This is a genomic window from Tolypothrix sp. FACHB-123, assembly GCF_014697075.1.
Lineage (GTDB): Bacteria > Cyanobacteriota > Cyanobacteriia > Cyanobacteriales > Nostocaceae > Aulosira.
On the sequence record NZ_JACJRE010000013.1, the window covers coordinates 120,744 to 135,149 of the forward strand.

A 14,406-nucleotide genomic window follows, 5' to 3' on the forward strand; every position below is an offset into this window, starting at 1 on the left:
CGCCGGAAATCATCACTATAAGCTTTTGCCATCGGGATGGGGTAGATGCAATGCTAACTCTTATAGTTTACGTCCTAATCTTTATGGCTATGGCCATATCAAATTCTTTGTAGGGGTTTAGCATTACTAAACCCGATACAGTATGACTGACAACTGACAATTTACATATATCTTGTTAATTGCACTCGGTAACGGTCTTTTTTAGTAACAGCAACTTCCCCAACTTCTAGGCGTCCCTTACCACGAATAGCAATTAAATCACCTGTTTTCACTTGCGAACTAGCTTGAGATACTTCCTTCCAGTTAACGCGCACATCACCGGAGTCAATTAAATCTACCATTTTGCTGCGCGACATACCAAAACCAGCAGAGGCGATCGCATCTAACCGTAAGGAAGCCTCAACAGTAGTCATTTCTTTTTTCTTCGGTTCGCGAACTTTTAACTCACTCGCATCTATTTGCTGGGTTTTTACCGGAACCGATCGCACTTGTTTGAGGTTCATCTCTAAAAATTCTGCTAACTCTGGTGCGACAATTACCTGCGCGCCACGTTCGCCGAGAACAATAATATCTCCAGTTTTTTCCCGAACGATTCCCGTCCCCAACATTGCGCCTAAAAAGTCGCGGTGGGTTGCGGTATCAAACAAGAAATTACCCGCAATTTCTAAAACTACTAAGGCGACTTGGGATTGATCTAAAGGAATTTCTCCGCGCGCGATCGCTAATCTTTGGCGTTCAGCTTGCGGATATCCACCCCAAGCCACCAATTGCACCTCTGTTAATCGACTAAAAACCCGCTGAATTTCTGCTAATTCTGGGGGAGACAGAAAATCTGTCAAAACCACTTCCCAGGTTTTGATGGCTTCTTCTGCGCGATCGATTACACGAGCTACAGTATCTCGATTTTCAACACTTTTTAAAAGTTCTTCTCTGGGCAACATTATCAAAAATTACCAGTTGTGAGCTTAAAGCCAACAATCTCTATTGACTATTACTCATGACCACTGTTTGATTCTAGCGCCATCTGTAGATGAAACCAATTGCCAAAAATCATCAGATATATACATTCTAGGGGCTAGGTTTCCCCGCCCCTAGAATTTAGGGTGTTATTAAATTGATGATAGGAATATGTTGTGATTAGCAATTCAATTCTTGTGACTTACTCGCCAGCGGTACTAGCTATCTGCATAACCCTGAATATTTTCTGGCTCAAACTGACGTAAGATGCGAGTTGCTTGTCGAGTGAGAATTTCCGAACCTTGAACTACTATGAGATATTTACCTGCATCCAAGCGATTGCGATAGGGTAAAGCATCACCACTACCTGCAATCAAACCGACTCCGCCACCCACAAATACACTACCCATAGCGCCACTGGCTGCACCCAGTAGTCCACCGACAACGTGATTACCAATTTCTCCCGCCCAAGCAAAAGTATCCAAACCAGTAATTAAGCTGAAGGTAAAACCAGCAAAAAAGCCAAATGGTATTAACCAAAACGCCATGAGCCGTACTTGCTTTTTAGCTTGCTCTTTCGGGTCAATTAAGCCGAACTCATCTGCTGTTTTATATCCCTTCCCAAGGATAGTACTTTTAATGGACTCTTTTTCTAAAGCTAAGTAAGCAGCTTCAACTTGGATACGGTCTGGTAATACAGCAACGAGGTAATTCATTGATTTTTTGAAAAATATTCAAGAAAAATTTTGCCTTTATTAACAGCGTACCAGTGCAGGGGAGCAGAGGAGCAGAGGCAGCAGCACTTAGACTACGCTCAGTGACCAGGAAGCAGAGAAGAAATAAGGGAACTCGAAAAAATAAATTATTCCGTTCAAGTCGTTGACGGTTGACAGTTAACAGTCAACTGTCAACCGTCAACCGTGAACAATAGTAATGGAATATTTTTTTACTTGGAAGTCCCTAACTATTGTCTATTCATTATTAGACTTTGGAAAAATAACTATTGACATTTTTTTTGTTTTATGTATCTATAAAGAATGATTAATTCTACCAATTTTCTTAATTGCGAATAGCTGGTATTACTTGAGCGTATCCAACGGCTCGCAAAAATTGTTAACGCCTTGTTTGAGGACATAGAGCACAACTGGTACTGCCAAAATTTTGGGAAATGTCGGCATTGTATAAAGATAGTCCATCATCCTTTGAACTGAGTTATTAAGTAATTCGTCCCGAAATTCTTGTTCGCAAATCACAGCACGCCACTTTCGCGCTAGAGCATCTAACCACTCAGAATTTGCTCTTTCGGGTTGCTGTCCTGCTTTAATCGCCAGGCTCATCGCCGCATCTTCTAAATCTCCTTCACAATCCTCAATTAAATCCAGTACTTCCATTGCTGTAGGATTCTCTGTGAATATAGAGCGAAACTGTGCAATTTCTTGTGATGTCACTATAGTCATAAATTTTTTTATCAGCCGAGTAGTTAAATACTCAGCTATGTTATTCCAATTTTGATTGATTATTCATCATCCACCTTGTCAGAAGGACTCTTTATTAGGGAGATGAGGGGTAGAGACGCAGGGGAAACTCTTGGCTGTTGACCAATAACCAATAACCAATGACTATTGACTATTGACGAAAAGCTCTTGACGTTACAGAACGTTGCAATTCAGCCAAAGCACGATTGTAATCCAAAATTGCCCGAATGCGATTACCTTCAGCTCTTGTCAGATCGTTTTCCGAGTTAATGACATCAGTTTGAGTACCAACACCTGCTTGGAAACGTAAACGTGCTAAACGTAAAGCTTCTCTAGCTTGTTCTAGAGCTGTATTGGCAGTTTGAACATTTTCTAAATTAGATTGCTGGTTAGAAAAGGCCTGTTCTACCTGAAATCGAATTTGGTTGCGCTGTTCAGCAAATTGAGTTTCTGCGATCGCAATATTAGCTCTGGCTTGAGCAGCTCTGGCTCTGGATGCTCCACCGTCAAATAAATTTAGCGTTGCTCTCACCCCTACTGAATAACCATCAGCGACACTAACCGCATCATTAAACCGATCGAAAAAGTCATAGCTAGCAATTAAACTTACCTGTGGCCCTAGCGCTGATAGCGCTTGTCGTCGCTGTTGTTCGCTAATATTGCGCTGTACCAACAACTGTTGCAGGTCGGGACGGTTTTGATAGGCTAGAACAATACTCTGTTCTAATGTCTGGTTCCAAAGACCAGCTAATTTTACCGGATCAGCGGCACTAATATTTACTGACTGTGGCAAACTCAAGCGAGTTGCTAAGCGGCGACGCGCAATTTGCTGCTGAGACCTAGAATTAGTCAATTCTTGTTGAGAATTTGCTAAATTTACCTGGGAACGCAACACATCAAACCTGGTACCTACCCCTGCTCGCTCTAAAGCTTCTGCATCTCGCAAACTAGCCTGAGCATTGTTTACAGCTGACTCAGCAATACGGACTTGCTCATCAGCTTGTTGCAAATTGTAGTACTCAGTCGCCACATTTAGCCGAATATCCTCAGACTGGTTCTCTATCGCCAATTCACTCAGGCGTACCCGTTCTTCAGCTTCTCTAATCGTAGCTTGCCGTCTACCAGAAGTATAAAGGTCATATGATAGCTGTGCTTGAGCATTAAAATTCGTATTGCTAGCAGCAGGCTCGATTGGTTCGCGGAATGCAGGTGGTAAGCCTTCTTGTTGCTGCTGTTGCAGCTTGACAGAATAGGTCTCATTCACAGTCCGCTGGCGTGTAATATCCCCAGTAATCCCAACTGTAGGTAGTAAAGCTGCTTGCGCCTCGCGTAAAGCCGCCTGACTACGTTCTAACTCCAATTGTGCTACTTGTAGCTCCCGATTGTTACGTCGTGCTAGCTCCAAAGCTTGCACTAAAGTAATTGGTTGGTTACTTTGCAAGGTAACTTCTGCTGGGTTGGTAGGATATTGCAGCGGATTGGGGTTAGGAATCAAATTTTCAGGAACCTGGACGCTACCTGCTGGTGCAGGGCCCACTAAGCCTGGTACATTCTGAATTGGTACCACTGTTCCTGGTGTCGTCTGAGTTGGTACAGTACTACCTGGTATAGTCTGAGTTGGTACAGTACTACCTGGTGTAGTCTGAGCTATTAGATCCTTAGCTGTCGTGGTTTTGGCACAAGAAACCCCAGAGTTTAGCTGTCCCTGTTGCTGTGAGCAATTGGGTAGTTCCAGGAACTTTGGCGTGACTGGATTCTTGCTTGCAACTGGTGAAATTGCCTGTAATTGCGTCTGAGGTTTTTTCTTCTGGTTTTTTGGCCGCTGTAAAGCCGACAACAGCAATTGGTTTTTCTCAACAGTCGGGAGTTTAACGTTACTAGCTTGAACAACTATATTTTCTAATTTTTGGCCAAAAGTAGCGGAATTATTGGTTGTTTGACGAGCATCCGCCAATAGGTTGATATCTAGGTTTTGGGCAGTCTGAGTGGTAGATGAGAAACTATAAAATCTACTTTGATTTCCTTTAAGTGTTTGTGGTGCGATCGCACTAGCATTTCCCGTTTCGTTGACGGGAATACTATGATGGCTTAAAGGTTGATAACTTAAAGGTTTTGTCTTCGCGACAATCCCATCACTCAAAGGTACTAAATTAGGAACCTTCTGATCGGCTATGTAGAACTGGCTACTAATGCCATCTGCAACTAAGGTTCGACTATCACGAGCAGTCAAAACACTAGGAGAAGACGCTGGCTGTAGCCCATTTACTTTGACAGTACCAGCCCAAGCAGGCTGGGTTGTTAATACTGCTGCTGTCACACCAGGCAAGAAAGTATGAAATAATTGCTGTCCGTTCACCGCATCCCCTCACACAAAATCAATCTAGCGGCAGAAAACTTTTCTTCACCACAGAATATAGCACGACAATAAATTCAGAAGAGAATATAGTACGATACCAAATTTAGGAATCGGAACTTTTTTTATCTTCAAAACTTTTTACTATACGAGAAAGTTCCGCCTTTTCATCGATACTAACGCGGGTAGGAGCACCACTAACAATTCTTTCATAATTCCGGAAAGAATCTTTAATTTCCGGGCCGTCGGCAGTAATGTTATACTCGCGGATACCTTTATCATGCCAAGATCCCCGCATTTTGAAAACATTAATTGCCCGCGACATTTCTCCCCTAATTTCTACATACTGAAGCATTAATATTGTGTCAGTAATAGTAGAAATATGGGAATCGGTAATCGAATGTGACCCCATAAATTGGTCAGTTGTGTTGGTAAAAAACCCTGTAATTTCTTCTTGTTTGGCGTAACCTGTCACACCAATGACAAACTGGCGAAATGCATTATTGCTCACTCCTCTAGCTAGTGCGGAAAGGGAGTCGATAGCAATCCGCGCTGGCTTAAACATAGCAATTTCTGACTTAATAATTTGTAAGTGATCTTCCAAACCGGTAGATTCAGGATAGGTACATATTATTTTCAGTAAGCCTTGTCTTTCTAATTCTTCAAAATTAATTCCCCAAGAAGAAGCGTTGCGCGAAAGTTGGGCGCGGGATTCTTCATAGGCAAATAATATTGCTTGCTCACCATTCAAACAACCGTCTTGAATAAATTTACTGACTAATAAGGTTTTACCAGTACCTGTAGCTCCTGTAGCCAAAATAATCGAATCTTTAAAGAAACCACCACCGCACATTTCATCTAGGGTTTTCACTCCCGAAGATACCCTGACATTAGAAGACCTTTGAGTCAACCGCATTGCTCCTAGTGGGAATATATTGACGCCTTCATTGGTGATTGTAAAAGGATACTCACCTTTCATATGTGTTGTACCCCGCAACTTCAGAATTTCGATTGTGCGGCGACGGCGTTCTCCTTCTAACACGTTGCGAACTATTACCACATTATCGGAAACGAATTCTTCTACGCCAAAAGAAGCCACAGGGCCATATTCTTCACTACGTTCTGTGGTAATTACAGTGGTGACACTCAAAAGTTTCAGTCGTGCTACTAGGCGAAATATCTCGCGCCTGACGACTCCCATTGCTTCATACTGTTGAAATACCGCGGTGATTGAGTCAATGGAAACGCGTCTAGCCTTGTATTTGCGGATGGCATATTGTAAGCGTTCAATCAAAGCTGAAAGGTCAAAGTTACCTACTATATCTTGACCTTCTGGGTCGGGTGACGCATCCAGGATAAACAGTTTACCTTCATCAATTAACTGCTGTAAGTTCCACCCAAAAATATTGGCATTTTTAATAATGTCGCTTGGTGATTCTTCAAAGGTAACAAATACCCCTGGTTCATCAAAGTAGGTAATACCGTTATAGAGAAACTGTAGAGATAATAAAGTTTTACCTGTTCCTGAGGTGCCGCTGATTAAGGTAGTTCTACCAATAGGTAAGCCTCCATGACTAATATCGTCAAAGCCCTCAATCATTGTGCGGATTTTTTCTACACCCCCAATTAACGGTGTCTTGTTTGGCTCTGGTTGGTCTTTTTCCATCATTGTTTGTTAAGAAAGAGGTGTTAAACCCCAGGTTTTTTAATACTAATGTTTGGAATTGGGCATGAAATTTTACGCTTAAATATTTTACTAAAGAAGTGTGAAGTGTAAAGGATGAATACACAAGTATGAACTGGGTATGTACTGATGGGAAGCATCGACTACCCAATTAGTCTTTTTCGCGGTTCTAGCTCTATCTCCATCTGGAAAAATGCAAATCCTGGAGGAAGGGTCTAAGAGGAGCCGGAGTCAATCGGAAATTTTTGTGGAAGTCATCTCGTTAGCCGCCAATACTGGAACTCCAGGCGATATACCACTCCTTTCAACAAGGTAAACCCTTGCACATGGGTGGCTCAGGAACGCCCTGGCTAGACTTTTCACAAAATGCAATATCCAAAATCCACAATCGATTGACCTTTCGCTTGATTGGATGGGGTAATCGCATCCATCATACTTGATGCTTCATCGTTTATTTCACTCTTCCCAGTTTTCTTCATTCATTTCTTCATACAGCAAATCCAATCCAATCAACACTCTTTCTCTGTCGGAAAGGTCGCCGATAATTTTGCGGACTGGAGGCGGCAAAATTTTAGATAATGTTGGTGTAGCTAATATTTTATCCTCTTCTGCCAGTTGGGGGTTTTTGAGAACATCAATTACTTTCAAAGCATAAACACCTTGAAACTCTTGGTCTAATATGTCTTTTAGTGTTTTTAATGCCCGTACTGAGTTAGGCGTGTTCCCAGCTACATAAAGCTTGAGAACATAGGTCTTTCTTGCTTTCGTCATAAAGGTACAGGCTAGACTTGAGGATAGAAATATAGGAATTGTTGGCGCAGTGACAGGGAATTATGGCAAATGCTTTGCCAAGTTGAACGTCGATACATTCACTTTTATTTATATATCGAACACCTATAAGTTTCACACAGGTGAGCAAGAATATCTATTAATGTCAGTCGATAATCTAATAGTGTTTCGTCGCTCCTTCCTTCTAGTCTTAACTGTTTAGCAAATTCTTCAATTAACTCCATATGAATTTCAATGATTTGCGGCACAGGAATATTAGCACAAAACACTGCATTGATAAATTTATCAATTCTAGCTTTTAAAGTTTTTTCTGTAGTAAAGTAGTATACGAGTATTTCTCGGTAATCAGATTTAATTTGTTGCAACAAATTTTCTCTGTCGTCTCCATCCATCGGTTGAAAAATATCCTGGGGTTTTTGCTGATAAGATGCAAATACATAGCAATATGTTTTAGGGTATATTTCTGGGAATTTAGTAAGCACCCAGTTCAGAAAAAGATAATTGATATGTTGAGCATCAACTGTTGCCAATGGTAGAAGTGAAAACTTGTAAATGCTGGTATGATTAATCAAGTTACCGCTCCACCTAGTCCAGCTTTGTTGAATGGCTAAGGCTAATTGATTATATAAATTTTTTTTAACATTCGTGGCAAAAATTAATATTGGGAATAACATTTGTGGTTTATACATCTCCTCGATCGCTTTGACCAAGTTTAGCGAGTTGATTCAACGCAAGACATGGTTTTAGACTCAGTTTGCTGTGTAGTCAACTAAATTAATCTGCTCCGAGAGGAGAAATTGTACCAGCCTAAGTAATAAACACATCAAAACTAATGCAGCTAGTCAGAAATTGGACTGAGGAAGTTATTGAGGCGTTGGTGAAGGCGTTGTACTTAGTTAATGACTTTCATAAGAGTTTCAAAATGTATATCTATCTAAATACGGATTTTATTATTTCGCTCCTTGATAAGATACTTAAACGAACTTAAAAGATTGTTGGATTCTAAATCATTATAATTCCTCAAGGTTCTAAAGCGAATTTTTAGAGCCATAATTGTTTTTAGCTATTGCTGTTGAGGAGGATTTTTAACACTAGTTAGGATCGAGGTCAGGATGGTAAGCAGAAGTTCAATGCCACAAAGGTAAATACCGCCTTTGTAAAGATCGGTGGCAGAACCAAACATCAGTGTGGAGTCAGCCAGTGATTTTAATAGCGTTGAAATTGTCAAAAGAATTGTTTATATAGAGTCTTCTTAAAGGATATTGCTTCAGGCATGAGCGCCATCGGAGTCAACGGTGATGCTCCCTCCAGAGGCTTTCACAGGAAGAATGACCCCAGAAGCCTTATGTCAATGCTACAGTACCCGCTTTATGACTTTATAACAAGCGTACCTATCTGCGTAGAAACAAGTACTCTGGCAATGGTGCTAGAGATTTTTAAACAAGAGCAGTGCGATCGCGTGGTGGTGGTAAATCAGCAGCAATCTCCAGTAGGATTGCTGCATTCTACCCGGTTAACACAAAAATTTTTGGCAGCAGTTGGTGGCGATCGCGTTAACTTACAGCAGCCATTGTCAATTTTTGATTCCTCTGTCGTAGAACCAATCCCAACTATACCAGCCGCTGAATGTGTGGGGCAATTTGGCTTATTTTTGCGCTATCAACCCACTCAAATCAACCATAATAATTTAGATTGGGCCTTGATTGACCCGGAAGGGAAATTTTTGGGTTTGCTAGATAGCTCCAAGTTGTTGAGATTATTAGCACAAGAGCAATTGGCTAACTTTGAGGAGTATAGAGCACAAAGAAGTAGTATAGGTGTGGCGATCGCTACGCAATCACAAGCACAAATCCCACAACAGCACCCAGCATCATTATATAAACCACTTGTTCAATTGTTAGAACACCTGCCCTGGCCTTTGATGTTAGAAACAGCTAGTGGCGAAGTAGTAGCACAAAATCCCGCTTGGTGGCAGCAATTAGGCGTCTTGAAAGATGCAGAAACCGTAAGGCAGCAAGTAGAAAGAGTATATGCCTCAATTTTGGCCAAACAGTCAGAATTTGCCACATATCAAGCCCTGCAAGTTCAGCCCCAGGTTACGGGTAATGGGTATAATACCCTAGAGCCACCCACATCGCTGAAATTTTATCCCCCAGACAATAGCCGCCCGCTCCCGCCAACGGGTTTACCCAGCAGTTTGCCTGCCAACAATCTGCACGCTCAACAAACCCCAAATACTACATCCAGTCAGTGTTTTTGGGATAGTAATATCGGTACTTGTACTTGCATTGTCGAAGTGCAAAACGGTCAAGAGCGAGTGTGGCAATTTGCCAAAATTCCCTTAGATACTCCTGAGTTAAGAGCCTGGAATTCTGAGTCAGAAATGACACTGAATCATCAAGACACAGCAGCAGAAGATCGCAAACTGTGGCTGGTATTAGCGACGGATGTGACTGAGCAACAGCAGCTTTATAAAGAACTAGCCGCGAAAAATGCTGATTTGATTCAACTCAATCGCTTAAAAGATGAGTTTTTAGCTTGTATCAGCCACGAACTCAAAACCCCGTTGACGGCGGTGTTAGGGTTATCGCGATTGCTGGTAGATAGACAATTGGGCGAATTAAACGAACGTCAAGCCCGGTACGCCGGGCTGATTCATCAAAGCGGACGCCACTTAATGAGTGTAGTTAACGACATCTTGGATTTAACCAGGATGGAGACAGGGCAAATGGAATTAACCCTAGCCCCTGTGAATATTCGCGCAGTGTGCGATCGCGCTTTATCAGAAGCCAGAGCTTTACACACCCAAACCAGCAAAACCAAGCCTTCTAGCCTGCTTCCGGGAGAAAATTCTAGCAATTATCGATTCACTATCGCCATTGAACCAGGCTTAGAACAGATGGTTGCAGATGAATTACGTCTGCGGCAAATGCTGGTACACCTGCTTTCCAATGCTTTTAAGTTTACAGAATTATCGGGAAAAATTGGCTTACGTGTAAATCGTTGGGAAGGGTGGATTGCCTTTACTGTCTGGGATACAGGTATTGGCATTCCCGAACATCAACAACATTTAATTTTCCAAAAATTTCAACAACTGGAAAATCCCCTCACCCGCCAATTTGAAGGAACTGGTTTAGGACTAGTATTAACTAGAGCCTTAGCCAGACTCCACGGTGGTGATGTGAGCTTCTTGTCTCGCGAAGGTAAAGGTAGCCAATTCACCTTACTTTTACCGCCCAGTCCGCCGAAGACAGGCTTTACCGAGTCAGAAGAAGACATGGGAGAGGATGAAGAAACTGTCAACACCACTAATAGAGGAATTTCTCCATCCGCAGGGCGCATCAACTCTACTGTTCAGCAATATCCCACCTCTTCCCAAAGGTTGGTATTGATAGTTGAGGCAGTCGCTCGCTATATTGAGGACTTAACAGAGCAACTCAAAGCTTTAGGTTATCGAGTCGTGATTGCGCGTTCTGGGACAGAAGCAGTAGAAAAAGCTCGTCGCTTGCAGCCAAAAGCTGTATTTTTAAATCCTTTGCTACCGCTATTATCTGGTTGGGATGTGCTGACTTTACTCAAATCTGACGCTGTGACTCGCCATATCCCCTTAATTGTCACAGCAACCGGGGCAGAAAAAGAGCAAGCATTTGCCAATCGAGCCGATGGTTTCTTAAGTCTACCAGTACAGTCTCAAGTATTGGCTCCATTATTAGAGAGTATATGTGCGACCCCAACAATTTCTGCCTCAGGATTAGACAGTAATGAAATTAGCAACAGCAGAACGCCGCTGCGAATTTTGAGATTAGTCAATTCTGAGTTGGAATCAGCTCATCACCAAGCTTCATTGCGAGAACACCGCGTGATTGAAGTAGACGATCTCGATCAAGCAGAACTTTTGGCGCGAGTTTGGCAATTTGATGTAGTTTTGCTAGATGTAGACAACCCTACAGCCCAAATTTATCTCCAACAACTCAAACAGCACCCCCGATTGGCGGCGCTACCATTAGTGACTTGTGATGTGGGAACTACCTTAGCAGCTTCCCAAATACCTGGGCTATCTGTCTTTCCCTGCTTACAACCATTAGGCAAAGATAACAGTAGCAGTATCAGTAAAACTGAAGCTTTATTGTCAGTGTTACAAATTGCTTCTGGTATCTGCTGTCCACCGAATATTTTAGTGGTAGATGCTACTACTCTCAGGGATTTGCCTCAGGTAAGGCGCAAGCAGATTCGCGGTCATCGCTGTCCTAAACAATCTTCAGTGAGTAGTGAAAATACGGAACGGGGTTCTGAGTGGTTCCAAGCTTTAATTCAATACTTGCAAACAGCTGGTTTGAAAGCCGCAATTAGTAATTGTTGGACGGAAATTTTACAACAAATTCGCCATCAAAGCGTTGATTTGCTGCTGATTTGCTTAGGAGAATCTGCAATTCCTAAAGAATTGCTCAAAGCATTGAAAGCATTGGCAGATTTACCGTTCAGTTTGCCACCAATTTTAATACTAGACCAAAGATTACAACGCACTGAGGCGATCGCTCAAACTAAAATTTCGCAATCGTTAATAGAAAAACAGAAAAAAACCGGCTTAGAAACGATAGAAACAATAGTAAATGAGATTTCTGCACAAATTTTACCTCGCTCGATCTCAATGGAAGACTTATTAAACGAGGTTAATCAAGCTTTGGCTGTAAGTCATAAACACAAATGAGGGGGAATGTTGACGGTTGACTGTTGACGGTTGACTGTTGTCAGAGCGCCCTCTTAACAACTCATGCCAAACTGTAATCTAAAATTTCATCTTAAAACCTAGTAGGGACGGGGAAACCCCGCCCCTAAAAAAATTGAAAATTACATCATCAAACGCTGATGATTATGACAACTAACAACACTTCTTGTAGCTCTCGGTGCATCGCTAACAACTGACCACTGACTATTGACTATTCAACGATATATCTAACTTTTGATTTTTAATTTTCTTCACAGCAACTCGCGTGAGATAGTAAGCTCCTTTACTACTCAGGTGCTGATACTCCTCCGGTTGCAAGTCCATAGCAACAAACCTATCTTGTTCAGCTAATAGGAGGATAGAAGCCGCTTTGACTGGCTTGGTAGTCTCTTTGTGAATATAGTCTACAACTTCTTCCGATGATGATAAGTACTTGACTAGCTGATGGCTGTAAAACACTACAGTCGGTTTTTTAAAGCCCAACATGATGACTTCTTCATTGGATTGTTTGACTTGGCTAATCATGACAGACAATTCTCGTAAAGGTAGCTGACGCTGCTGATCCATTACTAACAAAGCAGGCATCAAAACTACAATAAAAAAGGCGATAAATCCGAGTAAATTGGCATTAATAATACCTTGCCAACTGCGATTGATAATACAAGCGGCGATAAAAATTGCTGTTAGCAGCCAAATAATACCCCCCAAAATTGGTAAACCTAATTCTTGAATGCGATTATATAAGTTGGGTGCGGCAGGATCGTAGCCGACTAATTTAGTTACTTGCCATAATGCGATCGCTAGTGCTGATAAAAATGCGACATTTACCCAAGCACTCCAGAAAAATGATTTGGATGCTGGGGATCGCTTCTGGGTCTCTCCTTCACCGATGAAATCACTCCATAATAGGGCGACTAAAATGGCGGCTGCTGGCATTAATGGCAACACATAACTGGGAAGTTTGGTGACAGCGATGGTAAAAAAGATAAAAACGCTGAGAAACCAGATACAAGCAAATAAACTTAATTGCTGGGAACGTTCTTGAGATAGCCAGTGCGATCGCTGCCAAAGTTTCAGTCTAACGATGGCTGCGGGTAGATAGACTGAATATGGGGCAAAGCCTAACAGGACTACCAGAAAGTAAAAATACCAAGGTGCTGAGTGACCATTTACTACTTCTGTGAAGCGTTCTATGTTGTGATAACCAAAAAAAGAATTAATATAATTCCAGCCATTACGCCAGATTACTAGGGCATACCAGGGAATTGATAATAATAAAATAATCCCTATCCCCAGCAGCACTTTCATTTCTCGCCATACTTGTATTAGCTTTCCTTGGTAGATAACAAAAGCACCGATAACAATTGCTGGTAAGACAATCCCCACTGGCCCTTTGGTTAAAATTCCTCCAGCTACAAGGACATAACAGGCTAAATACCATATATTAGGTAATTTGGAATTTGCTAGGGATTGAGAATTCCCTGCATAACCGAGAAAAAAGCAAAGCAAAGCTGAGGCTATACACCCAGTGAGCAGCATATCAGAAACGCCAATTCTACCCCAAGCGATCATTTCTGGGGTAAGCGCCATGATAGTTGCTGCTAGGCCTGCTGTTAAGTAACGGCGTGCTGGACGGGAAACTTGTTCTAATTCATCCTGTCTAGCCAATGACCAATGTACTGTGTAAAAGGCTAAACCAATTGTTCCCATTGCTGCGAGGGCTGATGGAATGCGCGCCCCCCACTCATTTACACCCATGATTGCATAAGCGATCGCTTGACACCAGTAAATTAAAGCAGGCTTATCAAAGCGAGTCTCGCCATTAAAATAGGGGGTGATCCAATCCCCAGTAATCAACATTTGTCGGGAAGCTTCAGCAAACAGTGGTTCTGTTTCATCTACTAAGCCAAAGTTGCCTAAATTCCAACCATAAGCAATCCAACCAATTACAATCAACCACAGAACTGATACAGTCACAGCAAGGGCTGGACGCTGTAGTATATTCTTAAACCACTGGTCAACAGTTTGGGGAAAGCTCGCTTTCATCTTCATCAGAAAAATGGGTAGAAACCCCGTCCTTCAAGGACGGCTTTACATAGAGGGTGGTAAAATAGAGATGGTCAATGACCCACCCGCGACGATGGAGACATAAACCCTAACACCAAAGTTGGCGATACTTCGCAACGGGGAAGAAAAATCGGTAGACCGGGAAAAGAGGATGGGGCAATGGACAGTCCAACCCTGGAATCAAAATATATCAGAAATTTCTGTTTGAGATTTCGATACATGAGAACCGCAGGGCTTGCGGGGATAGTCTGTGGAGCGAACATCAGACCAAAACTCCTTGTGGGTGGAGGCAGTTGCTATGAAACAGAAACCTAAATCTCACGATTTAGGAATCACCGCGCCTTTAGGTCAGTGA

9 protein-coding genes are annotated in these 14,406 nt (G+C 42.1%); 1 reads left to right on the forward strand and 8 read right to left on the reverse strand.

Features of this window, described 5'->3' with window-relative positions:
* Positions 1 to 161: 161 nt before the first annotated feature.
* From H6G41_RS11645 to H6G41_RS11675, 7 genes are all read right to left on the reverse strand, one after another.
* Entirely contained in the window at positions 162 to 941 is a 780-nt protein-coding gene (locus H6G41_RS11645; RefSeq protein WP_190746347.1) for a photosystem II S4 domain protein, read from the reverse strand.
* Positions 942 to 1,175: 234 nt separating this feature from the next.
* On the reverse strand, positions 1,176 to 1,673 hold the full coding sequence (locus tag H6G41_RS11650; RefSeq protein WP_190746348.1) for a hypothetical protein: 498 nt from the start codon (positions 1,671 to 1,673) through the stop codon (positions 1,176 to 1,178).
* A 363-nt stretch (positions 1,674 to 2,036) separates the two neighbouring features.
* Positions 2,037 to 2,414 (reverse strand): hypothetical protein, encoded by a 378-nt coding sequence (locus H6G41_RS11655; RefSeq protein WP_190746349.1) that lies wholly within the window; start codon positions 2,412 to 2,414, stop codon positions 2,037 to 2,039.
* A gap of 169 nt (positions 2,415 to 2,583) precedes the next feature.
* The gene (locus H6G41_RS11660; protein ID WP_190746350.1) at positions 2,584 to 4,788 is read right to left on the reverse strand and encodes a TolC family protein; all 2,205 of its coding nucleotides are present in this window, start codon (positions 4,786 to 4,788) and stop codon (positions 2,584 to 2,586) included.
* Positions 4,789 to 4,891: 103 nt separating this feature from the next.
* Positions 4,892 to 6,454 (reverse strand): circadian clock protein KaiC, encoded by a 1,563-nt coding sequence (gene kaiC / locus H6G41_RS11665; protein ID WP_190746351.1) that lies wholly within the window; start codon positions 6,452 to 6,454, stop codon positions 4,892 to 4,894.
* 471 nt (positions 6,455 to 6,925) lie between these two features.
* Positions 6,926 to 7,240 carry a circadian clock protein KaiB gene (kaiB, locus tag H6G41_RS11670; RefSeq protein WP_190746352.1) on the reverse strand — a complete coding sequence of 105 codons (315 nt, stop codon included), beginning with the start codon at positions 7,238 to 7,240 and terminating at the stop codon, positions 6,926 to 6,928.
* A gap of 104 nt (positions 7,241 to 7,344) precedes the next feature.
* The gene (locus tag H6G41_RS11675; protein WP_306790427.1) at positions 7,345 to 7,947 is read right to left on the reverse strand and encodes a KaiA family protein; all 603 of its coding nucleotides are present in this window, start codon (positions 7,945 to 7,947) and stop codon (positions 7,345 to 7,347) included.
* Between the two features lie 656 nt (positions 7,948 to 8,603).
* Between H6G41_RS11675 and H6G41_RS11680 the strand changes: the two genes are divergently transcribed.
* Positions 8,604 to 11,966, forward strand: a complete 3,363-nt coding sequence (locus H6G41_RS11680) for an ATP-binding protein (protein ID WP_190746353.1) — start codon at positions 8,604 to 8,606, stop codon at positions 11,964 to 11,966.
* Positions 11,967 to 12,188: 222 nt separating this feature from the next.
* On the opposite strand, the gene H6G41_RS11685 is transcribed toward H6G41_RS11680, so the two are convergent.
* Positions 12,189 to 14,036 (reverse strand): glycosyltransferase family 39 protein, encoded by a 1,848-nt coding sequence (locus tag H6G41_RS11685; protein ID WP_190746354.1) that lies wholly within the window; start codon positions 14,034 to 14,036, stop codon positions 12,189 to 12,191.
* Positions 14,037 to 14,406: the final 370 nt, after the last annotated feature.